Source organism: Arthrobacter sp. MDT2-34-1 (assembly GCF_059091365.1).
In genome coordinates this window covers 909,983-933,196 of sequence record NZ_JBNHGO010000001.1, presented here as the reverse complement: position 1 = coordinate 933,196, position 23,214 = coordinate 909,983, and the positions used below count along the sequence as shown (strand labels likewise).

Sequence of the window (23,214 nt, the reverse complement as noted above, 5' to 3'; positions counted from 1 at the left end):
GCATGGATGCATCGGAACTGCTGAATGCGGTCTTCAACTTCAACGACTACGGCGACCTGCTCCCGCTGGTGCGCAACTCGCTGATTGCCGGCGCCGTCCTGGGCCTGGTCGGCGGCCTGATCGGCGTGTTCGTGATGATGCGGGACTTGGCCTTTGCCGTGCACGGCATCGCCGAGCTGTCCTTCGCCGGGGCGGCATTCGCACTGCTGATCGGCGCGAACGTGGTGTTCGGCTCGCTGGTGGGCTCGGTGATCGCCGCCGTCGTCCTGGGCATGCTGGGGATGCGGGCCCGGGACCGGAACTCGATCACGGGCGTGATCATGTCCTTCGGGCTGGGCCTGGGGATCCTGTTCCTCTCACTCTACGAGGGCCGCTCGGCGAACAAGTTCGGCCTGCTGACCGGGCAGATCGTGTCCGTGGACACCGTGCAGCTGAACCTTCTGACCGCGGGTTCGGCCGTGGTGGTGCTCGGGCTTGTGGCCATCTGGCGTCCGCTGGCCTTCGCCAGCGCCGATCCGGACCTGGCCGAGGCCCGCGGCGTGCCGGTGGGTGCCCTCGCGATCGTGTTCATGTTCCTGCTGGGACTGGCCGTGGCGCTGTCCATCCAGGTGGTCGGCGCCTTGCTGGTGCTGTCCCTGGTCATTACCCCGGCGGCCGCGGCGCTCCGGGTAAGCAGTTCGCCGCGCGTGGTCGTGCTGCTGAGCGTGGTATTCGCGGTGACCGCCGTAGTGGGCGGCATCCTGCTGGCCCTGGGCGGCAGCCTGCCGATCAGCCCCTACGTGACGACGATTTCGTTCCTGATCTACGTGGTCTGCCGGTTGGCCGGGGCGCGGCGGCAACGGCGCGGCAAGGTGGGGCGGCGTGACGTCGCCGCGGTACGGGTGACCGCGGGTTAAGCCCCGGCCGGGGCCGTGCCGTCGCCGCGGTACGGGTGACCGCCGGTTAAGCGCTGGCGGGGGCGGCGCTGCAGTCCGGGCACAGCCCGTACATTTCCACGGTGTGTGCAACCTGTGTGAAGCCGTGCTCCGCCGCCATCCGGGCGGCCCATTGCTCCACAGCCGGAGCCTCAATCTCCACGGTCTTGCCGCAGGTGCGGCAGAGCAAGTGGTGGTGGTGATGTTCGACGGCGCAGCGCCGGTACACGGCCTCGCCCTCGCCACTGCGCATCACGTCCACTTGGCCGTCGTCGGCCATGGCCTGCAGGATCCGGTACGTGGTGGCCAGCGAGACCGAGTCGCCGCGGTCCTGCAGCAAGCGGTGCAGTTCCTGCGTGCTGACGAAGTCCTCCAGGCTGTCCAGGGCGGCAGCCACGGCCACCCGCTGGCGGGTCACCCGCTGTTCCGAACCGCGGCGCTGCGCCTGCGGTTTCGCTGAAGGAACGGACATGTCCGCTTCGGCTCCTCGCTGTTGTTACTGGCACCCGTGGGGTGCATCCCAGCCTACCAGCAGGCCTGATCAGCGGGGCCCGCCGGCCCGCTCACAGGCCGAACTGCCGGCATACCGGCCGGCCCCGCCGCTAGGGTGTGATCCATGAAGCTGACAAAATACACCCACGCGTGCGTACGGCTTGAGCAGGACGGACACGTCCTGGTGATCGACCCCGGTAACTTCTCGGAAGTGGAGCAGGCCCTCGATGGGGCTACCGCCGTCCTGGTCACCCACGAGCATGCGGACCACATCGACCAGGACCGGGTTCCGGGCCTGCTCGCGGCGGCGGACGACATGCAGTTGTTTGCCCCGGCCTCCGTGGCCGCCGACCTCCGGGCGCTGGTCCCGGCGGCAGCGGGACGGATCCATGCCGCCGAACCGGAGACGGAGTTCGAGGTGCCCGGGTTCCGCATCCGCACCTTCGGCGGCCAGCACGCCCTGATTCATCCGCACATCCCGGTGGTCGCCAACATCGGCTACGTCATCAATGACAGCCTGTACCACCCGGGCGATTCCTTCATCGTTCCGCACGGACTGGACGTCAGGACCGTTTTGGTGCCCATCCACGCGCCATGGTCGAAGACGGCCGAGGTGATCGACTTCGTCACCGCCATGCGCGCCGAGAACGCCTACCCGATCCACGACGCCGGGCTCAGCAACCGCGGCCTGTCGTTGGTGGAGAAGCACGTAACCTTCTTTGGCGGCCACTACGGCACCAGTTACCGGCACCTGTCGCCGGGGGAGAGCGTGGAGCTGGCCTGACCGTCGGGGACGGCACGGGCGGGGCTGCTTGGCCCAATACCCGCTGCTGTGATGGACTGTCGGGACACCTGCGGGCAACGACGCCCGCCAGCAGTCAGGAGGAGATCTCATGAGGACTCTGATGGACGTGCAGACACTGCGTGAACGGATGATCTCCGGACAGCGCACCGTACTGCTCGATGTTCGCTGGAAACTGGGCGACGACGCCGGCCACAGCCACTACCGCCAGGCCCACATTCCCGGCGCCGTCTACGTTGACCTGCCGTCGCAGCTTGCGTCGGCGCCGTCGCCGAAGGGCGGACGCCACCCGCTGCCGGAGCCGGAGGCCTTCCGCGAGGCCGCACGCGATTGGGGCATCAACAACGACGACGTCGTGGTGGCCTACGACGACAACGGCGGCATGGCCGCGGCCCGGGTGTGGTGGCTGCTAAAAGACGGCGGATTCGACTCCGTCTACCTGCTCGACGGCGGGCTCGCCGCCTGGCGGGACGAGGGGTTTGAACTGGACAGCGGCGACGAGCTGGCGTGCCTGGGCAACGTCGAACTGGGCAGCGGCAGGATGCCCAGGCTTGAGCTCGAGGACGTGCTGGATTTCGCGGGTACCTCGCTGTTGCTGGATGCCCGCGCCGCCGAACGTTACCGCGGCGAGTTCGAGCCGGTGGACCCCCGCGCCGGACACATCCCCGGCGCCGTCAGCGCACCGACCACGGCCAACCTGGCCCCGGACGGTCGCTTCCTGCCGCCCGCGGAACTCGCGGCACGATTCAAGGAACTGGGGGCGGAAGGACGGAAGGTGGCCGTCTATTGCGGCTCGGGCATCACCGCCGCCCACCAGGTCGCGGCGTTGGCCGAGGCCGGCATGGATGCGGCGCTCTTCCCCGGCTCCTGGTCACAGTGGTGCGGACATCCGCAGCTTCCGGTAGCCACGGGGAGCGCGCCGTAACCAGCCGCCTGGTCAGCCCCGTGCCCGCGCCCTGCAGCACGTCACCGAAAGCGTCACAGAGGGTGTGCCGTGCTGGCATGGCGAAGCAGCAAACGGTAGCGTCAGGCCCATGACACTTGGCCGTCCGGCACCGCCGCCGCTGGGGAAACCGCTTACACCTGACCAAGAGCAGCAGGCCCTCGCGGCAGCCGACCTGCAGACACCGAGGAGCAGCATGAGGACGGCCGCGGCCTACGGAGTGACTGGCCCCGGATCCGGAATGGTTGCGCTGCAGATCGAACGCCGCACCGCCGGGCCGCACGACGTGGAGATCGCCATTGCCTTCTGCGGCCTCTGCCACTCGGATGTCCACACGGTCCGCGGCGAGTGGCGCGAGATCGAGTATCCGCTGGTGCCCGGCCACGAGATCGTTGGGCGGGTCACGGCCATCGGCCAGGACGTCACCCTGCATGCCGTCGGCGACCTGGTGGGCGTGGGCTGCATGGTGGATTCCTGCGGCGACTGCTCCGCCTGCGGGGAAGGACTTGAACAGTACTGCGACAAGGGTGCGGTGGGCACCTACGGCGCCCGCGACCGCCGCCACGGCGGCGAGATGACGCAGGGCGGGTACGCAACGTCCGTCGTCGTCGATGAAAACTTCGTGCTGCGCGTGCCCCCGGAACTGGACCCCGCCGCCGCGGCCCCCCTGCTCTGCGCCGGCATCACCACTTACTCGCCCATGCGCTACTTCGGCGTCGAAGCCGGCGACTCCGTCGGCGTGGTGGGCCTCGGCGGGCTGGGACACATGGCGGTCAAACTGGCCAAGGCCATGGGAGCGTCGGTAACCGTCTTCACGAGCTCTGCGGACAAGGCCGATTCGGCCCGCGCGCTCGGCGCCGACCACGTGGTGGTGACCGGAGACGCCGAGGCGCTCGCGGCCGCCCGCCGCAGTGTCGATTTGGTCATCGACACCGTGGCCGCGGCCCACGACCTGGCCCCGTACCTGCGGGCCATCCGCCGCGACGGTGCGCTGATCCAACTGGGCGTGCCGCCCGAGCCGATGCCTCCGGTGCCGGTCAACCTGCTGATGCGCGAGCGAGTCGCCTACGGCGCCTCGAAGATCGGCGGCATCGCCGAGACCCAGGAGATGCTGGACTTTTGCGCCGAACACGGGATCACGGCCGACATCGAACTGGTGGGCGCACCGGACCTCGACCAAGCCTATGACCGCATGGTGGCCGGGGATGTTGCCTACCGGTTTGTCCTGGACATCGCATCGCTGAACCGTTGAGCAGGGGCCGAAACCGTGGCGACCGACCGGTCTGGGCCTGCCTGCACCGAAGCCGGGCCGGCCGAACCTTCGCTGTCACCCGACCGGACCCCCATCAGCCCGGCTGGAAGCTGCCCGACTCTTACCGATCCCCGAGTGACCCCAACCGACAAGGACTGCGTACATGAGCACCCTCTTCACCAAAATCATCGACGGCGACATCCCCGGCCGCTTCGTCTGGAAGGACGACGACGTGGTGGCGTTCCTGAGCATCGGCCCGCTCGCGGACGGGCACACGCTGGTGGTGCCGCGGCAGGAAGTGGATCGCTGGACCGACGCCCCGGCCGACCTGCTGCAGAAACTCACGGCGGTCGCCCAGACCATCGGCAAGGCCCAGGTGGAAGCCTTTGGCGCCGCCCGGGCCGGCCTGATCATCGCCGGCTTCGAGGTGAACCACCTGCACCTGCACGTCTGGCCCTCCAACTCGGAGGCCGAGTTCGACTTCAAGAGGGCGCAGCAGGACCCGGACCCGGCCGTGATGGATGAGTCAGCCAAGCGCCTCCGGGCGGCGCTGCGCGAGGCCGGACACGGGGACGTCGTCCCCGCCGACTGACGCGCATGCCTCAGCCGGCGAGGGCCTCGTTCAGGGCCGTTCGGACGCGCTTTTCGGACACCGAATACGCGGTGCCGAGTTCCTGCGCGAAGAAGCTGATCCGCAGTTCTTCCAGCATCCAGCGAACCCTGTCCAGCCCCGAGCCGTCCAGGTTGCCGGGCTTCAGCGCCGCCCTCGCGTCGTCGTACTCGTCTTCGAGCCGCTGCACCACTGCCATGTGCTGCACGTCCCGGCCCACGGCGGTCGGCAGTTTTTGCAGCCGGCGCTCAATCCCCTCGAGGTAGCGCGGCAGCTGGCTGAGCTGCGCATAACCCGTGGCCGCCACGAACCCGGGATAGACCAGCTGCTCCAGCTGGCTCTTGATGTCGGAGAGCGGACTGATCAGGGCCAGGCTGGCGTTGGACTTCAGCTCCTTCTGGATCCGCCGGGTGCTGGAGAGGATCTTCTCCACGATGGCGGTCACGGTGAAGACGGTATCGATCAGTTCCGCGCGGACCTGCTCGTACAGCGCGTCGAAGCCGGCCCGGGTGAAGGGCAGCTCGGCCGGCACCAGCTTGTCCACCGCGGCCTGCGTGCAGTCGTCGATCAGCGACGCCACCGAACCGTGGGGGTTCTGCGTGAACGTCAGCTTCTCCGTGTTGTTCAGGTGGTCCAGCACGTACCGCTGCGGCGAGGACACCCGCAGCACCAGCAGCCGGATGATGCCCGAGCGCATCGCCGCCTGCTGGCCGGAAGGAGTCTGGTAGACGCGCACACCGACGGTGCCGTCTTCGTCCACCAGCGCCGGATAGCCGGTCACGGTGTGCCCGGCCACCTCGCGCCTGACCTCGCGGGGGAGATCACCGTCCGGCCAGGCGGTCAGGCCGCTGCGTTCCTGCAGGCCCGCGGCGGCATGTGCGGCAGTCCCCGACGCCGGTGTCCCGGCAACGGGGGCTGTGCCCGGGGCGGCGCCCTGGCCGCCGCCGCGCTTCTTGCCGGTGGCGCCGCGGCGTTGACCCGCCGGCGACGGCTGCGCGGTCTTCGGGGTCGCTCCCAGCGACTCGGCGATGGCCCGGCGGTTCGCCGGCGCGAGTTCCTGCTGCAGCCGGTCCAGGTCCTTGTGCTCGCCCAGCACCTTGCCGGTGCCGTCGAGCACGCGGAATGTCATGCGCAGGTGCGGCGGAACGGTCTCCCAGTTCCATGAGCCGGGCGGGATAATGTGTCCCTTCAGCCGGCGCAGGACCAGCTCCAGCGACGGCTCCAGGTCATCTTCGGCCGGATCGAAGTCCGCAGCCAGGGCCGCCGCCGCGCTCCGGGCAACGTCCGGGGCGGGAACGAAGTTCTTCCGGATCTGCTTGGGCAACGACTTGATCAGCGCGGTCACCAGCTCCACCCGCAGGCCCGGGATCTGCCAGCGGAACGGAGCCGCGTCCAGCTGGTTGAGGAACAACACCGGCACGTGCACCGTTACGCCGTCCGACGGATCCGGGGTTGCCCCCGGTGCCACGGGCGAGAATTCATAACTCAGCGGGAGCTCGAAGGTCCCCTGCCGCCAGGTCTTCGGGAACGCCGAGGTGTCGAGTTCCTCGGCGTCGGCGGCCAGCACGGCATCCGGATCGAAATCCAGCAGCGTGGGATTCTCCGCCCGCGCATCCTTCCACCACTTGTCGAAGTGCCGTTCGGAGACCACCTCGGGGCCGATCCGTTTGTCGTAGAACTCGAACAGCGTTTCGTCGTCCACGCGCAGGTCGCGGCGGCGCATCCGCGTCTCCAGTTCCTCGACCTCGGCCAGCAGCTTGCGGTTGCGGTGGAAGAACTTGTGGTGCGTGCGCCAGTCGCCCTCCACCAGGGCATGGCGGATGAACAGCTCGCGGCTGAGTTCCCGGTCGATCCTGCCGTATTGAATGCGGCGCTGCGGGACGATCGGCACCCCGTAGAGGGTGACCTTCTCGTAGGCCATCACGGAGCCCATCTTCTTGGACCAGTGCGGCTCCGAATACGTGCGTTTGCACAGCTGCGGGGCAATCTCTTCGGCCCAGGCGGGATCGAATTTCGCCGCTACCCTGGCCCACAGCCGTGAGGTTTCCACGAGCTCGGCGGCCATCACCCAGTCCGGCGACTTCTTGAACAGCGCCGATCCGGGGAAGATGGCGAACCGGGTGCCTCGCGCGCCGGCATATTCGCGCTTGCGCTCCTCGTACACGCCGATGTGGCTCAGCAACCCGGCGAGCAGGGACTTGTGGATGTCATCGTGCCTGCCCACGGGGTCGACCTCGTGTCCCGACTCCAGCGAGATGCCCAGCGGCTTGGCCAACTGGCGCAGCTGCGCGAACAGGTCCTGCCACTCCCGGACCCGCAGGTAGTTGATGAATTCCGTGCGGCACAGTTTGCGGAACTGGGTGGAGGAGAGCTCCTGCTGCCGCTCCTGCAGATAGCGCCACAAATTCAGGATGCCGGTGAAGTCGGACTTCTCGTCCACGAAGCGCTTGTGCTTCTCGTTGGCCTGCTGCTGCTTGGCCGCATTGTCCCCATGGGACCGTTCCCGGGGGTCCTGGATGGTCAGCGCCGCCGCCAGGACCATCACCTCGCGCACGCAGCCGCGCTGGCCGGCTTCCACGATCATGCGGCCCAGGCGCGGGTCCACCGGCAGTTGCGCCAGTTTGCGCCCGACGGCCGTGAGGCCCGACTTCGGCGCGGGCCCTCCCTTGGCGCCGGGCTCGGGCAGGGCGCCGAGTTCGCGCAGGAGGGTGACGCCGTCGTTGATGGCACGGGACTCGGGCGGCTCCACGAACGGGAAGGCTTCGATGTCCTTGGGACCGCGGGCCACGCCCATCGCGGTCATCTGCAGGATGACCGCGGCCAGGTTGGTGCGCAGGATCTCGGGGTCGGTAAACTCGGGCCGCGACCCGTAGTCCTCTTCGGAGTAGAGCCGGATGGCGATGCCGTCGCTCACGCGCCCGCAGCGGCCCGAGCGCTGGTTGGCCGAGGCCTGCGAGATGCGCTCGATCGGCAGCCGCTGGACCTTGGTCCGGTGCGAGTAGCGGGAGATGCGCGCGGTGCCGGTGTCGATGACGTACTTGATGCCCGGAACCGTCAGCGACGTCTCGGCCACGTTGGTGGCCAGCACGATCCTGCGCTGGCCGCCGGGGGAGAAGACCCGGTGCTGTTCCGCCAGCGACAGCCGGGCGTACAGCGGCAGGATCTGGGTGCCGGCCAGCCGGCGGTTGGTCTTGATCCTGGCCGTGAGGGCGTCGGCGGCATCGCGGATCTCGCGCTCGCCGGAGAAGAAGACCAGGATGTCGCCGGGAGCCTCCAGGGACAGCTCGTCCACTGCGTGACAGACGGCGTCAAGCGGGTCGCGGTCTTCCTCCAGCTCGTCCACGTCCGGGTTGTCGGGATCGGTGGCCGCCGGCTGGTTCAGCGGGCGGTAGCGGATTTCCACCGGGTAGGTCCGGCCGGAAACCTCGATCACCGGCGCCGGTGCGTCGTCGCTGCCGAAGTGCCGGGCAAAGCGGTCCGGGTCGATCGTCGCGGAGGTGATGATGACCTTCAGGTCCGGACGCTTGGGCAGGATCTGCTTGAGATAGCCCAGGATGAAATCGATGTTGAGGCTGCGTTCGTGGGCCTCGTCGATGATGATTGTGCTGTACTTTTTCAGGAGTTTGTCGTGCTGGATTTCGGCCAACAGGATGCCGTCCGTCATCAGCTTGATCCGGGTATCCCGGCCGACCTCGCCGGTGAAGCGGACCTGGAAGCCGACCTCCTGGCCGATCTTCACGTCCAGTTCCTCGGCGATGCGTTCGGCCACGGTCCGGGCGGCCAGCCGCCGGGGCTGGGTGTGGCCGATCAGCCCCTTCTCGCCCAGGCCCAGCTCCAGGCACATCTTCGGGATTTGCGTTGTCTTGCCGGAGCCGGTTTCGCCGGCGATGACGGTCACCTGGTTCGCGGCGATGGCCGCCATGATGTCCTCGCGCCGCTCCGAAACCGGCAGGGCCGCGGGATACGTGATGTTCACAGCCATGATTGACCACAGTCTAGTCGCTGGGCCCGCTGACCCGGACCGTCCGCACAGCGCGCACGGCCCGGCGTGCGTCCGTGGACATAAATAACTATCCGGCGACAAACGGATGCAATTTGTCCGGCGGGGGAGACGTATCTCATATGGTTGTCCTGACCCCGCGGTTCTGATTAGACAATGTGACTCGGTTCACAGGTAAGATCTTCAGGACGCTTCCGCAGGGTTGCCTGCCATAACCGCCGGCGCCGATGACGACGCCGCGTGTGGCGGACCGCTTCAGCCGCGCCGGGGAGGGGCGGCAAGGCGGAAAAGTGCCGGGCTATCCGGCACGTGACGGACATTTGAAAGGAACATCGTGAAGAAACGTTCGACCATGTTCGGCCTGGGGTCAGGCCTGCTGGCCACCGCCCTGCTTGTTTCCGCGTGCGGCAACGCGGGATCCTCCGAGGGCAATGCCGCCGAAGGCTCCACCGAATCGGTGGAGATCGGCATCAGCCAGATCGTCTCGCATCCGTCCCTGGACGCGGCCCGCGAAGGGTTCAAGAAGGCGCTGGCCGACAACGGCTACGTCGAGGGCGAGACCGTGACCTACGACGAGCAGAACGCGCAGGGCGACCAGGGCACCGCGACCTCCATCGCCGGCAAGTTCGCCAGCGACCAGAAGGACCTCATCCTGGCCATCGCGACGCCCACCGCACAGGCGGCCGTGCAGGCCATCGTCGACACCCCGATCCTGTTCACCGCGGTCACCGACCCGGAGTCCGCCTCGCTGGTGGAAAGCATGGACGCTCCGGGATCGAACGTCAGCGGTACCTCGGACCGCAACCCGGTCGAGGAGCAGCTGGCCCTGGTCAAGGAGCTGAACCCGGACGCGAAGTCCGTGGGCATCGTCTACTCCTCGGGCGAGGTCAACTCCACCGTGCAGGTGGAATGGGCCAAGGAAGCGGCCAAGGAACTGGGCCTGGAGATCAAGGAAGCAGCAATCTCCAACTCCGGTGAAGTCCAGCAGGCCGCCGAGTCGCTCGACGTCGACGCGTTCTACGTGCCTACCGACAACAACGTGGTGTCCGCCCTCGAGTCCCTGATCCAGGTGGCCGAATCCAAGAAGATCCTGACGATTGCCGCCGAGGGCGACTCGGTGAAGCGCGGCACGGTGGCCACCTACGGCATCAACTACGAAAAGCTGGGCTACCAGACCGGCGAGATGGCCGTGAAGATCCTCAAGGGCGAGGCTGAACCGGCCTCCATGCCGGTGGAGACCCAGACCGAGCTGGAACTCTACGTCAACCCGGCCGCCGCCAAGCGCATGGGTGTGACCCTGCCGGACGGCTACGCCGACACGGCCGACCACGTCTTCGAGTAAGCCCGAACTCCCAGCTCGAGCCGAAGAAGTCCGCAGTCCCTCCGGCGGCCGGCCAGCCCGGCCGCCGGATCGACGCCACGAGAGAACCAAGGTCTACTACCTATGATTACCGCGGTTGAGCTTGGGCTGATCTACGCGATCATGGCCCTGGGGGTCTACCTGACCTTCCGCATCCTCGATTTTCCCGACCTGACGGTCGACGGCAGTTTCACCACCGGCGCCGGAGTCGCCGCCATCAGCATCATCAACGGCATGCCGCCGGTCATGGCCACCATCCTGGCCTTCATCGCCGGCATGGCTGCCGGCACCGTCACCGGCCTGCTGCACACCAAGGGCAAGATCAACGGCCTGCTGGCCGGCATCCTGACAATGATCGCCCTCTATTCCATCAACCTGCGCATCATGGGCCGGGCCAACCTGCCGCTGTTGCGCGAAGAAACCCTGATCACCCCGCTGCGCGAGTCGGGGATGCTCGGCGGCATCGGCGCTATCGCCATCTTCCTGCTGGTCGCGCTGGTGGTGAAGGTGATCATGGACTGGTTCCTGCACACCGACATCGGACTGGCCATGCAGGCGACCGGCGACAACGAACAGATGATCCGCAGTTTCGGCGTCAGCACGGACAACCAGAAGATCCTGGGCCTCGCCCTGTCCAACGGGCTCGTGGCCGTCTGCGGCGCGTTCATCGCCCAGTACCAGGGGTTCGCCGACATCGGCATGGGCATCGGCCTGATCCTGGCCGGCCTGGCCTCGGTGATCATCGGCCAGGCGATCTTCGGAACCCGCCTGATCTGGATCGCCACCCTGGCCGTGGTGCTCGGTTCCGTACTGTACCGCGTGGTCATCCAGCTGGCCCTCCAGGCCGGCCTGCAGCCGAACGACATGAAGCTGGTCTCGGCCGTGCTGGTGGTCATCGCGCTGGTGCTGCCGCAGTGGAAGGTCTTTCGCCGCGTCGGCGGGCTCGGAAAGATGAAGAAGTCCCTGACGGGAGCGAAGGGCTGACATGCTGGATATCAAGAACGTTCACAAGACCTTCTTCGCGGGCACCGTCAACGAGCGCGTCGCCCTGCAGGAGATCAACCTGTCCCTGGCCGCCGGCGAATTCGTCACGGTGATCGGCAGCAACGGTGCCGGCAAATCGACCATCCTGAACATCACCTCCGGCAAGCTGCGCCCCGACGTCGGCACGGTGAGCATCGACGGCAACGACGTCACCAGGCTCGCCGACCACCAGCGTGCCCGCTTCGTCGGCCGCGTCTTCCAGGACCCGATGGCGGGAACGTCACCGGAGATGACCATCGAACAGAACCTGGCCATCGCCTACGAACGCGGTAAGCGCCGCGGATTGCGCCCCGGCGTGACCCGCAGGAAGCGCGAATTCTTCAAGGAAGAGCTGCGTTCGTTGGAGCTCGGGCTGGAGAACCGGCTCAAGGCCAAGGTCGGCCTGCTCTCGGGCGGCCAGCGGCAGGCGCTGTCGCTGCTGATGGCCACGTTCAGCAGCCCGAAAATCCTGCTGCTGGACGAGCATACCGCCGCCCTCGACCCGCAGCGTGCGGAGCTGGTCAGCCGCCTGACCGCCGAGGTGGTGGACCGGCACCGCCTGACCACGCTGATGGTGACCCACAATATGGAGCAGGCGCTCCGGCTGGGCACCCGGCTGATCATGATGCACGAGGGCCGGATCATCCTGGACCTAAACCAGGAACAGAAGCAGAAGGCCACCGTGCCGGACCTGCTGCATGAGTTCGAGAAGATCAAGGGTGTGGTCGACGACCGCACCATGCTCCAGTAGCGTCCGCGCTGCAGGAGCCACCGGCATCGGACCGGGTCGACGTACGACGGCGGCTGTCCCACCTAGGCGGTAGGGGCGGCCGCCGTTCCCGTGCCGGCCGCGGCAGCCAGCCGGCCCGCGAGCTCCGCGGCGCGCTGCCGGAATTCCGCCGGCTCCAGGATCTCGAACGCAAAGCCGGTGGCGGCCAGCTCGACCAGGGGGTAGTCCAGCGAATCGTAACCGGCGCGCAGCACGGTGGCCCCGCCGTCGTCGGACAGGACGGCGATGTTCGGCGGGATCCGCTCGGCGACGGCCTGCAGGGGAGCGTCGATCCGGACCACCACGTCGAACCGGTACGGGGACCTGGTGATCGACTGCTGGACGTAGGCGGCCAGGTCCGGCTGCGGCAACTTCCGCGGGGCAAAGCGTTCACGCGTCGTGGGAACCGACTCGAACCGGTCCACCCGGAAGGTGCGCCAGTCCTGCCGGCCGGTATCGTAGGCCACTAGGTACCAGCGCCGGCCGGTGTCCACCAGCCGGTAAGGTTCGGCCAGGCGGCGGCCGGACTCGCCGTCCGCCTTGGCGTAGCGGAAGCCGACCACGCGCCGTTCGGCGATGGCGGTGGAGATCCCGGTCAGCACCTCGGGGTCAACGGCCGCGGTGGGGCCGGCCAGGGTGACCACGGCGTTCTTCAGCGTGGAAAACTTGGGCCGGAGCCGCGCCGGCAGCACCTGCTCCAGCTTGGTCAGCGCCCGGAGCGACGCCTCGCCGACGCCGGCCACCGGGCTGGCGGTCACCGCCCCAAGACCCAGCGCGACGGCGAGGGCTTCGTCGTCGTCGAGCAGCAGCGGCGGAAGCTGCGCGCCCGCGCCCAGCTGGTAGCCGCCGGCCACGCCGGGGGACGCATTGATGGGATACCCGAGGCTGCGGAGTTTGCCGATGTCGCGGCGCACCGTCCGTTCGGTGACACCCATCCGCTCGGCCAGGGCGGACCCGGTCCACTCCCGGCGCATCTGAAGCAGGGAGAGCAACTGCAGCAGCCGCGCGGATGTTTCGAGCATGGCCCACCTGACTTCAGCAGCCGGAGCGTGCCGAATCGTGCAGCACGCGCGGGTGCCGGTCGTTCCGGCAACAGGGCCACTCTAGTCCCGATTCAGGACAGGAACGGTCCGCGATGCAGGGGGCCCGGCGTCGGCAACCTGACCCGTCGAAGGGGGTGCGTCCCGGCTATGGGCAAACAGCCGGCCGCCCGGCATGATGGACTCCCGGGCTCCCCAGGCGGGGAGCCGCCGTTGGGAGGAGCGGGCATGTCTTTCAATGCAGCCGAGGAGTTGCTCGAGCAGCTGACGTGGCATTGGGACGCCCAGGCCCGGCCGCGGCTGGAGGGGCTCACCGACGAAGAGTACTTCTGGGAGCCCGCCGAGGGCTGCTGGAACGTGCGGCACCGCGGGACCAGTACCGCCCCGATGGCGGTGGGCGCCGGCATTTTCACGATCGACTTCGGACTTCCGGAGCCGGTGCCGCCGCCGGTGACCACGGTCGCCTGGCGGCTGGGCCACATTCTGGTGGGCGTGCTGGGCAGCCGTAACGCCTCGCACTTCGGCGGGCCGCCGGTCAGCTACGAATCGTTTGACTATCCGGGCACGGCGTCGGGCGCGTTGGAACTGCTGGACGAATACTATGCGCACTGGACCGCGGGGGTCCGGGGACTCGGCGTCGAGGGGCTGGCGGCGCCCTGCGGGCCGGCCGAAGGCCCCTATGCCGATCGCTCCATGGGGACGCTGGTGCTGCACATCAATCGGGAAATGATTCATCACCTGGCCGAGATCGCGCTGTTGCGCGACCTGTTCGCCCACCGCCAGTAGGGAGCCGTAAAGAGGGTCCGGCCCGCGGCTCCCATCAGAGGGCCGGATCCCGCGGGGTGCTTCAGAGGGTTCGGCCCGCGGGTCCCATCAGAGGGCCGGGTCCCGCGGGGTGCTTCAGAGGGTTCGGCCCGCGGGCCCCTTCGTCAGGAACCCGCGGAGGGGTGGCCGGGTCAGGCCAGCCGGGCGAGGTCGGTGTAGGGGCGGCTCGGGGTGGAGCCGGCCGTCCAGTCGGCCTGTGAGCGTTCCGGCGGGGTGTTGCCCCGTCCGTCACGCAGGATCAGCCGGAGGGTTTCGATGATGACGAGGAGTGCCAGTGCGGTAATCAGGAGGAGTTCCATGCCTCCATGGTGGTCCTGCTGCCGGCAAAAAAAGAGTGGCAGAAACGACCATAAAGCATAAAAAACTGCCATACTGGGGGCATGTTGAAAAAGGTGGCCGTGGTGGTGCTTCCGGGAGCTGCGCCGTTCGAATTCGGGGTGGTCTGCGAAGTCTTCGGCATCGACCGTTCCGACCGGGGGACCGGCGTTCCGGCGTTCGACTTCCGGATCTGCACTCCCGAGCCCGGGGTCGTCAGCAGCAAGCTGGGATTCTCCCTCAATGTCGCCGTCGGGCTGGAGGCCGCCGACGACGCGGACCTCGTGGTGGTGGCGCCGTACCAGCGCATGGACCAGGCCCCCGAAGCACTTCTGCAGGCCCTGCGGGCGGCCCACGCCCGCGGCGCCTGGGTCTTGTCCGTGTGCTCGGCGGCCTTTGTGCTGGCTGAAGCTGGGCTGTTGGACGGCCGGCGCGCCACCACCCACTGGCAGTACTCGCACCAGCTGGCCGCCGAATATCCGCAGGTCGACGTCGACGAAAACGTGCTGTACGTGGAGGACGAGCGCATCATCACCAGCGCCGGCACCGCCGCCGGAATCGACGCCTGCCTGCACCTGGTCCGGACCGAACTCGGGGCATCCGTGGCGTCGGCCATCGCCCGGGACATGGTGGTGCCGCCGCATCGGGCCGGGGGCCAGTCGCAATATATTGACCGGCCCATGTCGCTGGCCGGCTGCCACACCCTCAAGGACCTGCTGGCCTGGCTGTCCGAGAACCTGGCCCAGGACGTCAGCGTTGCCCAGCTGGCCGCGCGGGTCCACATGTCCGAGCGCACCTTCGCCCGCCGGTTCCGGGCCGAGACCGGCGCGACGCCGGCGGCATGGATCAACGCCCAGCGGGTGCTGCGTGCGCAGGAACTGCTTGAGGAATCGGACCTGAACATCGAGGAGATCGCCCGGATCACCGGGTTCGGCCAGGCGGTGCTGCTGCGCCACCATTTCGCCAGGTCCGTTGGCGTGAGCCCGGCGTCCTACCGCCGCACCTTCCGCGGCGGTGGCGCCGCCGCCGGCGCGCGGCAGCCGGCAGGCAGCGCGGCCCGCTAGGGGGCCGTTTCCCTCCGCGGCACGCCGGGGGTTGTCCTTGTACCGCGGCCCGCGTGCAGGCACACTCATAAGTGTGCTTAGTAGTCCGGCGGGCGATGCGCGGCGGATGAGCAGGGTGCATGCGCCTGCCGGGTGCGCGCACCCCAAGCGAATAAAGGAGAACCGGTGATGAGTTCAGCTGCAGAAGGGGCCAGAAGCCCGAAACAACGACGCAATGACGTGGTAGCGGCGGAGAGGCGCCAATTCGGCGGCATCAAGTGGGGCTCCGCGTTCTTCGGCTGGCTCGCGGCCACCGGGATCGGAGTCATCCTGACGGCGCTGATGGCCGCCATCGGCGCCGCCGTGGGGATCGCCGAGAGCGCCGATCCCGCGCAGGTCGCCGAGCAGGCATCCCGGAACCTGGGGACGGTCGGCATAGTGGGCGGGATCATCCTGGCCGTCATCTTGTTCATTTCGTATTTCTGCGGCGGGTACGTGGCCGGCCGGATGGCCCGCTTCGACGGCGTCAAGCAGGGGCTGGCCGTGTGGCTGTGGGCGATCGTGGTTGCCATTGTGCTCGCCATCCTGGGGCTGATCGCCGGCAGCCAGTTCAATGTGCTGAGCAGCTTGAACAGTTTCCCCCGCGTGCCCCTAGGCGAAGGGGAGCTGACGACCGGCGGCATCGTATTCCTGGTCGTCGCCGCGCTGGTCTCGCTCGCCGGTGCCATTCTTGGTGGCAGGTCCGGCATGCATTTCCACCGCAAGGTGGACCAGGTGGGCGTCGACCGCCGCTTCGATGGGCCGGGAGACGGCGAGTGAGGTGACTCCGGCGCAGGCCGGCTGCCGTTAACGGGAGAATCCCCGGCTCTTGAGCCGGGGATTCTCCCTTGTCCTGCGCTTCAGTGCCCTCGATAGGATTCGAACCTACGGCCTTCTGCTCCGGAGGCAGACGCTCTATCCCCTGAGCTACGAGGGCGCGGCACCGGCTGGAAACCCGGTGCCCTGCGGGACCTATTGAGCTTATCAGTATCTGCGCCGCCAGAAGAAATGCGCCCGGCCGGCCCCGACGGCGGCCGCATGCAAGGTGGCCGGTCCGGCCGGCACAGTGCGCCTGCGAGCCCGGTCACAGCCAGCCCGCCGAAAGCCGGTCGGATCAAGGGATTGCCCTATGCTTGTGGGGTGACTCCTGAAGAACTTTCCGCTGCCATTGCCGCCTGCCTGCAGGCCGCCGTCGACGCCGGCGACTTCGCCGTCGAAATGCCCAGCGAGGTCCGGGTGGAGCGCCCCAAGAACCGCGAGCACGGGGACTGGGCCACCAACATCGCCATGCAACTGGGCAAGAAGGCCGGCATGAGCCCGCGCCAGTTCGCCGAAATCCTTAGCGCGCGGCTGGAAAAGATCGACGGCGTCAGCCGGGTGGACATCGCCGGACCCGGATTCCTGAACATCACCGTGGACGCCGCCGCAGCCGGAACACTGGCCCGCAGCATCGTGGAGGCCGGCAGCGCCTTCGGCACCGCCGGCGACCTGGCGGGCCAGCGGATCAACCTCGAATTCGTCTCCGCCAACCCGACCGGTCCGATCCACCTGGGCGGGACCCGCTGGGCGGCACTCGGCGACGCCCTGGCCCGCATCCTGGCCGCCCAGGGTGCCGACGTCACGCGCGAGTACTACTTCAACGACCACGGGTCGCAGATCGACCGCTTCGCCCGCTCGCTGCTGGCGAAGGCAAAGGGCGAACCCGCCCCCGAGGACGGCTACGGCGGAGACTACATCGCGGACATCGCCCAGGCGGTGCTGCGGCAGAATCCGGATGCGCTGTCGGCGGCCGACCCGCAGGAAGAGTTCCGCAGCCGCGGCGTCGAACTGATGTTTGGCGCCATCAAGGAATCGCTGCATGAGTTCGGGGTGGACTTCGACGTCTACTTCCACGAAAACTCCCTGTTCGAGGACGGCGCGGTCGAAAAGCTGCTGGAGCAGCTCAAAACCTCCGGCAGCCTCTACTTCCAGGACGGTGCCTGGTGGCTGAAGTCCACCGACTTCGGCGACGACAAGGACCGCGTCGTCATCAAGTCCGACGGCAATGCCGCCTATATTGCCGGTGACATCGCCTACTTCAAGAACAAGCGGGACCGCGGCTTTGACCTGTGCATTTACATGCTCGGCGCAGACCACCACGGTTACGTCGCCCGGCTGAAAGCCGCCGCGGCCGCCATCGGCGACGACGCCGACCGGGTGGAAGTGCTGATCGGGCAGATGGTCAACCTGGTCAAGGACGGCAAGCCCCTGCGCATGTCGAAGCGGGCCGGCACGGTGGTGACCATGGAGGACCTGGTCGACGCCGTGGGCGTGGATGCCGCCCGCTATGCTCTCACCCGCTCGCACGCCGATTCCAACATCGACATCGACCTGGACCTGCTGGTCAAGCACAGCAACGACAACCCGGTCTTCTACGTGCAGTACGCCCATGCGCGCACCTGCGCCGTCGCGCGCAACGCGGCCTCTTCCGGCGTGGACCGCAGCGCCTTCAATGCCTCGCTGCTGGACCATGCCACGGAGAACGAGCTGCTGGCCGTGCTCGGGGCCTACCCGTCGGTGGTCGCCACCGCCGCGAAGCTGCGCGAACCGCACCGCGTCGCCCGGCACCTGGAAGTCATCGCCGGCGCCTACCACCGCTGGTACGACGCCTGCCGGGTGACGCCGATCGGCGACGGCGCAGTCACCGATACGCACCGTACCCGCCTGTGGTTGAACGCCGCCGTCACCCAGGTCCTGGCCAACGGTCTTGGGCTGCTGGGTGTCAGCGCGCCGGAGAGGATGTAATGCCCGCAGCACACGAAACCGCCGCCGCGTCCGACCTGGCTCCGGACTGGCTCACCTGCCCGCAGGACGTCAACCGGCTGGACGCCAAGCTCTGGGCCCGGGACGTGTCCCGCGGCGCGGAGGGCGAGCTGGAAATCTCCGGCCTCGGCGTCACCCGGCTGAAAGAGCAGTTCGGCACGCCGCTGTTCGTGGTGTCCGAGGACGACTTCCGGGCCCGCGCGCGCGAGTTCAAGCAGGCCTTCGACGAGGCCTTCAGCACGCTCTGCGGCGGCGTCGACGTGTACTACGCCGGCAAGGCGTTCCTCAGCGTGGAGATCGCCCGGTGGGTGGCGCAGGAGGGGCTGCGGCTGGACACCTGCAGCGGCGGGGAGCTGGCCGTGGCCGCCCGCGCGGGCATCCCGGGGGAGGACCTGGGCCTGCACGGCAACAACAAGTCGGACGCCGAACTCCACCGCGCGCTCGACATGGGGCTGGGCCGCATCGTGGTGGACAGCCTCGACGAACTGGCACGCCTGGGAGCCATCGCCGCGGCCCGCGGCGAGATGGCCAACGTGATGCTGCGGCTGACCCCCGGCGTGCACGCGCACACCCACGAGTTCATTGCCACGGCGCACGAAGACCAGAAGTTCGGGCTCTCGATGGCCGGCGCCGACCACGGCGCGGGGCACGACGCCGGTGCCCAGCCCCGGCCGGCCGGCTCCCCGGCCGCGCAGGCCGTGGCGGCGGCGCTGGAGCACGAGTCCATCAACCTGCTGGGCCTGCACTGCCACATCGGATCGCAGATCTTCGAGCCCGAAGGCTTCGCGCTGGCGGCCGAGCGGCTGCTCACGTTCGTGGCCGAGGTCAAGCGGGTCCACGGCGTGGACCTGCATGAACTGGACCTGGGCGGCGGTTACGGCATTGCCTACACCGAGGCCGACAGCCCCCGCCCGCCGGCGGAACTCGCCCAGGCAATGGCCGCCGTCGTGCGCTCCGTCACGGAGCGGCTGGGCATCCCGGTGCCGCGGATCTCGATCGAGCCGGGCCGGGCCATCGCCGGGCCCAGCACGTTCACGCTCTACTCGGCCGGCACCCGCAAGACCGTCCAGGTGGACACGGAGGACGGCGGCAGCAGCCCGCGGCGCTACGTGTCCGTGGACGGAGGCATGAGCGACAACGCCCGGCCGGTGCTCTACGACGCCGACTACTCGGCGGCGCTGGCCTCGCGTGTGACGGACGCGGCCCCGATTATTTCCCGCGTGGTTGGTAAACACTGCGAGAGCGGTGACATTGTAGTCAGGAACGTTTACCTGCCCGAGGACATCGAGGCAGGGGACCTGCTGGCGGTGCCGGCGACCGGGGCCTATTGCTGGGCGCTTTCCAGCAACTACAACTACGTTGCCCGGCCACCTGTGGTTGCCGTGCGCGGCGGCGAGGCACGGTTGATCATTCGAGGCGAGACCGAAGCCGACCTGCTGGCCCGTGACCTGGGCTGACCGCCGGCCGGGCAGCAGTTATTGCGAGTAAGACTAAGACTGAGAGTTTGGGCAGCATGAAAACGCTGAAGGTAGCACTGTTGGGATGCGGAAATGTCGGCGCCCAGGTGGCCCGCATCCTGCTAGACGACGCCGACGTGCTGGCCGCACGGACCGGCGCGCGGCTGGAACTGACCGGCATCGCGGTGCGCAATGCCGCCGCCAAACGGGCCGTGGACCTGCCCGCAGAGCTGTTCACCACCGACGCCGCGACGCTGGTCAAGGACGCCGACATCGTGATCGAACTGCTGGGCGGCCTGGAACCGGCCCGGACGCTGATCCGCACCGCAATCGACAACGGCGCCGCCGTCGTCACCGGCAACAAGGCCCTGCTGGCCGCCGACGGCCAGGAGCTGTACGCCCAGGCCGACGACGCCGGCGTCGAACTTTCCTTCGAGGCGGCCGTGGCCGGGGCCATCCCCATCCTGCGGCCGATCCGCGAGTCGCTGGCGGGGGACCGCGTCACCAAGGTGATGGGCATCGTCAACGGAACCACCAACTACATCCTGGACCAGATGGATTCCACCGGCGCCCAGTTTGGCGAGGCGCTGGCCGCCGCGCAGGAGCTCGGCTACGCCGAAGCCGACCCGACCGCCGACATCGAAGGCCATGACGCCGCCGCCAAGGGCGCCATCCTGGCCGGGCTGGCCTTCCACACCGCGGTCGACCTGGCCGACGTCCAGTGCCAGGGCATCAGCTCCGTCTCCGCCGACGACATCGCCGCGGCCCGGGACGCCGGCTACGTGATCAAGCTGCTGGCGATCGCCGAGCGGCTGAGCGGCGCCGACGGCCGCGAGGGCGTGTCCGTGCGCGTCCACCCGACCCTGCTGCCGCGCCAGCACCCGCTGGCCGCCGTGCACGGGGCGTTCAACGCCGTCTTCGTGGAAGCGGAAAACGCCGGCGAACTGATGTTCTACGGCCAGGGTGCCGGCGGCGCGCCGACCGCCTCGGCCGTGGTCGGCGACGTGGTCAGCGCCGCCCGGCGCATGGTCGGCGGCGGCCCGGGCCGGACCGAAACGGCGACCGTGGACCTGCCCGCCGTCGGGCTGGACTCGGTGCGCACCAGCTACTACATCGGCCTGGACGTGGCCGACCGGCCCGGCGTGCTGGCCCAGATTGCCGGCGTTTTCGCCGAGCACGGGGTCTCCATCGAGACCATGCGCCAGACCATCCACACCGAGGGTCCGCTGGATCCCGCCCACGACGGCGGCGAGGTGACCGCCGAACTGCGCTTCGTCACCCACCGGGCCTCCGAGGCGTCCCTGGCCGCAACGGTCGAGGCCGTGCGCGGGCTCGACATCGTCAACGCTGTTACCTCTGTCCTGCGAGTAGAAGGAATCTAAGTGGCCCACCAATGGCGCGGCGTCATCCGTGAATACGCGGACCGGCTGCCGGTATCGGAGCAGACCGAGATCATCACCCTCGGCGAAGGCGGCACCCCGCTGGTGCAGGCCAAGGCCCTCTCCGAACTGACCGGATCCGAGGTCTACCTCAAGGTGGAGGGGATGAACCCCACCGGCTCCTTCAAGGACCGCGGCATGACCATGGCCATCACGGCCGCCGTGGAGGCCGGCGCCAAGGCGGTGGTCTGCGCGTCCACCGGCAACACCTCCGCGTCCGCTGCCGCCTATGCCACCCAGGCCGGGCTGAAGTGCGCGGTGCTGGTGCCGGCCGGCAAGATCGCCATGGGCAAGATGAGCCAGGCGATCGCGCACGGCGCCGAAATCATCCAGATCAACGGCAACTTCGACAACTGCCTGGAAGTGGCCCGCAAGCTCTCCGAGGCTTACCCGGTGTTCCTGGTCAACTCGGTGAACCCGGCGCGCATCCAAGGCCAGAAGACGGCGGCCTTCGAGACCGTCGACTACCTGGGCGACGCCCCGGACATCCACGTGATGCCGGTCGGCAACGCGGGCAACATCACCGCGTACTGGAAGGGGTACCAGGAGTACGCCGCGCCGTACGAATCGGCCGTTGCCGGCATGCTCCCTCCGGTCGCCACCAAGACCCCCGTGCTGTGGGGCTTCCAGGCCGCCGGCGCGGCGCCGTTGGTGCTGGGACACCCGGTGACCGAACCGGAGACCATCGCCACCGCCATCCGGATCGGCAATCCGGCCTCCTGGGACACCGCCATCGCCGCACGCGACGAGTCCGGCGGCCTGATCGACTCGGTGACCGACGACGAGATCCTGGCCGCGCACCGCTGGCTCTCCTCCCGCGAGGGCGTCTTCGTGGAGCCCGGCTCCGCGGCAGGCGTCGCCGGCCTGCTCAAGAAGCATGCGGCCGGCGAAGTGCCCGCGGGCAAGACCATCGTCATCACGGTCACCGGCCACGGGCTGAAGGACCCGCAGTGGGCCCTGCAGACCGAGGACGGCAGCGAGGCGGCGCCGGTCAAGGTGGACTTCGACGTGGTCAGCGTGGCCAGCGCCCTGGGTCTTGAGTAGCAGCACCTTGCCGGGGGAGGGCACCGCCGTGGCCGGCCGCATCGCGCCCGGCCAGCGCGTCACCGTGCGGGTTCCGGCCACCAGCGCCAATCTGGGCCCGGGCTTCGACAGCCTGGGCCTGGCCCTGGCCTACTACGACACGGTCACGGTGGAATCGACCGACGACGGCGTCTTCCACGCCTCCGTGAGCGGCGAGGGCGCGGCGGGGCTGCCCGCCGATGAAAGCCACCTGATCATCCGCACCCTGCGCGGCACGCTGCGTGAGGCCGGGTACGACGCCGGCGGGCTGCGCCTGCGGGCCCGGAACCTCATTCCGCACGGCCGCGGCATGGGATCCTCGGCCGCCGCCGTAGTCTCCGCCGTGCTGTTGGCCAACGCGCTGCTGCCGGAGCGGGAACGGCTGGGGGCGGGAGACATCCTGCAGGTTTGCTCGGCGCTGGAGGGCCACCCCGACAACGTGGCTCCGGCCCTGGGCGGACAGCTGGCCATCTCCTGGGAAGAGGCCGGCGTGTTCGCCAGCACCTGCGTGCCGATCTGCCCGGACATCGTGCCCGTGCTGGCCATCCCGGCCTACGAGCTTTCCACGGAAACCGCGCGCAACCTCCTGCCCGCGTCCGTGCCGCACCACGTGGCCGCCGCCAATTCCGGCCGCGCCGCCCTGCTGGTCCACGCGCTGACCCGCGATCCGTCCCTGCTGCGGGCCGGAACCGAAGACTGGCTGCACCAGCGGCACCGGGCACCGGCCATGGAACCCAGCGCCGCGCTGATCGCGGCGCTGCGCAGCCAGGGCCACGCCGCCGTCGTCTCCGGTGCCGGACCCACCGTGCTGACACTCGCCGCCAACGAGGCCGAAGCGGAGCAGGTCCAGCGGGCCATCGCCGCGCACTTGGAACGCCGCGACTCGCCGGGAAACTGGCGGGTGCTGAAACTGGCAGTGGACACAGATGGTGCTAAAGTGGAAGTGCACCCCCGGGATTAACCGGCGAGGACACCTGCCGGATGCTCCGGATCAAGCAAGCCGAGTAGCCGTTTGGGCAGGATCCCC

20 protein-coding genes and 1 tRNA gene are annotated in these 23,214 nt (G+C 68.7%); 16 read left to right on the top strand and 5 right to left on the bottom strand.

Annotated features, from left to right (window positions below):
• The first annotated feature begins 2 nt into the window (after positions 1-2).
• Positions 3-896 (top strand): metal ABC transporter permease, encoded by an 894-nt coding sequence (locus AC5RVV_RS04270; protein WP_493979038.1) that lies wholly within the window; start codon positions 3-5, stop codon positions 894-896.
• A 46-nt stretch (positions 897-942) separates the two neighbouring features.
• Here AC5RVV_RS04270 and AC5RVV_RS04265 read toward each other — a convergent pair whose 3' ends face one another.
• Positions 943-1,386 carry a Fur family transcriptional regulator gene (locus AC5RVV_RS04265; RefSeq protein ID WP_494000149.1) on the bottom strand — a complete coding sequence of 148 codons (444 nt, stop codon included), beginning with the start codon at positions 1,384-1,386 and terminating at the stop codon, positions 943-945.
• 144 nt (positions 1,387-1,530) lie between these two features.
• Here AC5RVV_RS04265 and AC5RVV_RS04260 point away from each other — a divergent pair, with 144 nt between their 5' ends.
• The 4 genes from AC5RVV_RS04260 (at position 1,531) to AC5RVV_RS04245 (ending at position 4,995) form a co-directional block, all read left to right on the top strand.
• Positions 1,531-2,190: an MBL fold metallo-hydrolase gene (locus AC5RVV_RS04260; RefSeq protein ID WP_494000148.1), complete on the top strand. Its 660-nt coding sequence runs from the start codon at positions 1,531-1,533 to the stop codon at positions 2,188-2,190.
• Between the two features lie 109 nt (positions 2,191-2,299).
• Positions 2,300-3,133, top strand: coding sequence for a sulfurtransferase (locus AC5RVV_RS04255; protein ID WP_494000147.1), 834 nt, complete (start codon positions 2,300-2,302; stop codon positions 3,131-3,133).
• Between the two features lie 109 nt (positions 3,134-3,242).
• Positions 3,243-4,403, top strand: a complete 1,161-nt coding sequence (locus AC5RVV_RS04250; protein WP_494000146.1) for an NAD(P)-dependent alcohol dehydrogenase — start codon at positions 3,243-3,245, stop codon at positions 4,401-4,403.
• Between the two features lie 163 nt (positions 4,404-4,566).
• Complete coding sequence (locus AC5RVV_RS04245) at positions 4,567-4,995, top strand: HIT family protein (protein ID WP_494000145.1); 429 nt, start codon at positions 4,567-4,569, stop codon at positions 4,993-4,995.
• A gap of 10 nt (positions 4,996-5,005) precedes the next feature.
• Here AC5RVV_RS04245 and hrpA read toward each other — a convergent pair whose 3' ends face one another.
• Complete coding sequence (gene hrpA, locus AC5RVV_RS04240) at positions 5,006-8,995, bottom strand: ATP-dependent RNA helicase HrpA (protein WP_494000144.1); 3,990 nt, start codon at positions 8,993-8,995, stop codon at positions 5,006-5,008.
• 370 nt (positions 8,996-9,365) lie between these two features.
• Between hrpA and AC5RVV_RS04235 the strand changes: the two genes are divergently transcribed.
• From AC5RVV_RS04235 to AC5RVV_RS04225, 3 genes are all read left to right on the top strand, one after another.
• Positions 9,366-10,355 carry an ABC transporter substrate-binding protein gene (locus AC5RVV_RS04235; protein ID WP_494001277.1) on the top strand — a complete coding sequence of 330 codons (990 nt, stop codon included), beginning with the start codon at positions 9,366-9,368 and terminating at the stop codon, positions 10,353-10,355.
• 102 nt (positions 10,356-10,457) lie between these two features.
• On the top strand, positions 10,458-11,357 hold the full coding sequence (locus AC5RVV_RS04230) for an ABC transporter permease (RefSeq protein WP_493979031.1): 900 nt from the start codon (positions 10,458-10,460) through the stop codon (positions 11,355-11,357).
• 1 nt (position 11,358) lies between these two features.
• Positions 11,359-12,147 carry an ABC transporter ATP-binding protein gene (locus AC5RVV_RS04225; RefSeq protein WP_494000143.1) on the top strand — a complete coding sequence of 263 codons (789 nt, stop codon included), beginning with the start codon at positions 11,359-11,361 and terminating at the stop codon, positions 12,145-12,147.
• A 62-nt stretch (positions 12,148-12,209) separates the two neighbouring features.
• Here the strand turns inward: AC5RVV_RS04225 and AC5RVV_RS04220 are convergent, their stop codons facing one another.
• Complete coding sequence (locus AC5RVV_RS04220) at positions 12,210-13,187, bottom strand: helix-turn-helix transcriptional regulator (protein ID WP_494000142.1); 978 nt, start codon at positions 13,185-13,187, stop codon at positions 12,210-12,212.
• 246 nt (positions 13,188-13,433) lie between these two features.
• Between AC5RVV_RS04220 and AC5RVV_RS04215 the strand changes: the two genes are divergently transcribed.
• The gene (locus AC5RVV_RS04215; RefSeq protein ID WP_494000141.1) at positions 13,434-13,991 is read left to right on the top strand and encodes a DinB family protein; all 558 of its coding nucleotides are present in this window, start codon (positions 13,434-13,436) and stop codon (positions 13,989-13,991) included.
• Between the two features lie 170 nt (positions 13,992-14,161).
• On the opposite strand, the gene AC5RVV_RS04210 is transcribed toward AC5RVV_RS04215, so the two are convergent.
• Positions 14,162-14,329 carry a hypothetical protein gene (locus AC5RVV_RS04210; RefSeq protein WP_494000140.1) on the bottom strand — a complete coding sequence of 56 codons (168 nt, stop codon included), beginning with the start codon at positions 14,327-14,329 and terminating at the stop codon, positions 14,162-14,164.
• Between the two features lie 81 nt (positions 14,330-14,410).
• Between AC5RVV_RS04210 and AC5RVV_RS04205 the strand changes: the two genes are divergently transcribed.
• Together AC5RVV_RS04205 and AC5RVV_RS04200 are read left to right on the top strand one after the other, a co-directional pair.
• Positions 14,411-15,409 carry a GlxA family transcriptional regulator gene (locus AC5RVV_RS04205; RefSeq protein WP_494000139.1) on the top strand — a complete coding sequence of 333 codons (999 nt, stop codon included), beginning with the start codon at positions 14,411-14,413 and terminating at the stop codon, positions 15,407-15,409.
• Positions 15,410-15,577: 168 nt separating this feature from the next.
• Entirely contained in the window at positions 15,578-16,207 is a 630-nt protein-coding gene (locus AC5RVV_RS04200; protein ID WP_494000138.1) for a hypothetical protein, read from the top strand.
• An 84-nt stretch (positions 16,208-16,291) separates the two neighbouring features.
• On the opposite strand, the gene AC5RVV_RS04195 is transcribed toward AC5RVV_RS04200, so the two are convergent.
• A tRNA-Arg gene (locus tag AC5RVV_RS04195) sits at positions 16,292-16,364 on the bottom strand.
• 203 nt (positions 16,365-16,567) lie between these two features.
• On the opposite strand from AC5RVV_RS04195, the gene argS reads away from it, so the two are divergent.
• Genes argS through thrB form a run of 5 tightly spaced genes read left to right on the top strand, consistent with a single transcriptional unit; the run spans position 16,568 to position 23,148 of the window.
• On the top strand, positions 16,568-18,211 hold the full coding sequence (argS, locus tag AC5RVV_RS04190) for an arginine--tRNA ligase (RefSeq protein ID WP_494000137.1): 1,644 nt from the start codon (positions 16,568-16,570) through the stop codon (positions 18,209-18,211).
• Positions 18,211-19,686 (top strand): diaminopimelate decarboxylase, encoded by a 1,476-nt coding sequence (gene lysA, locus AC5RVV_RS04185; protein ID WP_494000136.1) that lies wholly within the window; start codon positions 18,211-18,213, stop codon positions 19,684-19,686. Before argS ends, lysA begins: the two co-directional genes overlap by 1 nt.
• 56 nt (positions 19,687-19,742) lie before the next feature.
• Positions 19,743-21,068, top strand: a complete 1,326-nt coding sequence (locus tag AC5RVV_RS04180) for a homoserine dehydrogenase (protein WP_494001276.1) — start codon at positions 19,743-19,745, stop codon at positions 21,066-21,068.
• On the top strand, positions 21,069-22,169 hold the full coding sequence (gene thrC / locus AC5RVV_RS04175) for a threonine synthase (protein ID WP_494000135.1): 1,101 nt from the start codon (positions 21,069-21,071) through the stop codon (positions 22,167-22,169).
• Positions 22,162-23,148, top strand: a complete 987-nt coding sequence (gene thrB / locus AC5RVV_RS04170; protein ID WP_494000134.1) for a homoserine kinase — start codon at positions 22,162-22,164, stop codon at positions 23,146-23,148. Before thrC ends, thrB begins: the two co-directional genes overlap by 8 nt.
• Positions 23,149-23,214 lie beyond the last annotated feature (66 nt).

Coding starts and splice junctions, on each gene's coding strand:
- AC5RVV_RS04270 (WP_493979038.1), top strand. CDS start 3: ATGGATGCATCGGAACTGCTGAATGCGGTCTTCAACTTCAACGACTAC.
- AC5RVV_RS04265 (WP_494000149.1), bottom strand. CDS start 1,386: ATGTCCGTTCCTTCAGCGAAACCGCAGGCGCAGCGCCGCGGTTCGGAA.
- AC5RVV_RS04260 (WP_494000148.1), top strand. CDS start 1,531: ATGAAGCTGACAAAATACACCCACGCGTGCGTACGGCTTGAGCAGGAC.
- AC5RVV_RS04255 (WP_494000147.1), top strand. CDS start 2,300: ATGAGGACTCTGATGGACGTGCAGACACTGCGTGAACGGATGATCTCC.
- AC5RVV_RS04250 (WP_494000146.1), top strand. CDS start 3,243: ATGACACTTGGCCGTCCGGCACCGCCGCCGCTGGGGAAACCGCTTACA.
- AC5RVV_RS04245 (WP_494000145.1), top strand. CDS start 4,567: ATGAGCACCCTCTTCACCAAAATCATCGACGGCGACATCCCCGGCCGC.
- hrpA (WP_494000144.1), bottom strand. CDS start 8,995: ATGGCTGTGAACATCACGTATCCCGCGGCCCTGCCGGTTTCGGAGCGG.
- AC5RVV_RS04235 (WP_494001277.1), top strand. CDS start 9,366: ATGTTCGGCCTGGGGTCAGGCCTGCTGGCCACCGCCCTGCTTGTTTCC.
- AC5RVV_RS04230 (WP_493979031.1), top strand. CDS start 10,458: ATGATTACCGCGGTTGAGCTTGGGCTGATCTACGCGATCATGGCCCTG.
- AC5RVV_RS04225 (WP_494000143.1), top strand. CDS start 11,359: ATGCTGGATATCAAGAACGTTCACAAGACCTTCTTCGCGGGCACCGTC.
- AC5RVV_RS04220 (WP_494000142.1), bottom strand. CDS start 13,187: ATGCTCGAAACATCCGCGCGGCTGCTGCAGTTGCTCTCCCTGCTTCAG.
- AC5RVV_RS04215 (WP_494000141.1), top strand. CDS start 13,434: ATGTCTTTCAATGCAGCCGAGGAGTTGCTCGAGCAGCTGACGTGGCAT.
- AC5RVV_RS04210 (WP_494000140.1), bottom strand. CDS start 14,329: ATGGAACTCCTCCTGATTACCGCACTGGCACTCCTCGTCATCATCGAA.
- AC5RVV_RS04205 (WP_494000139.1), top strand. CDS start 14,411: ATGTTGAAAAAGGTGGCCGTGGTGGTGCTTCCGGGAGCTGCGCCGTTC.
- AC5RVV_RS04200 (WP_494000138.1), top strand. CDS start 15,578: ATGAGTTCAGCTGCAGAAGGGGCCAGAAGCCCGAAACAACGACGCAAT.
- lysA (WP_494000136.1), top strand. CDS start 18,211: ATGCCCGCAGCACACGAAACCGCCGCCGCGTCCGACCTGGCTCCGGAC.
- AC5RVV_RS04180 (WP_494001276.1), top strand. CDS start 19,743: ATGAAAACGCTGAAGGTAGCACTGTTGGGATGCGGAAATGTCGGCGCC.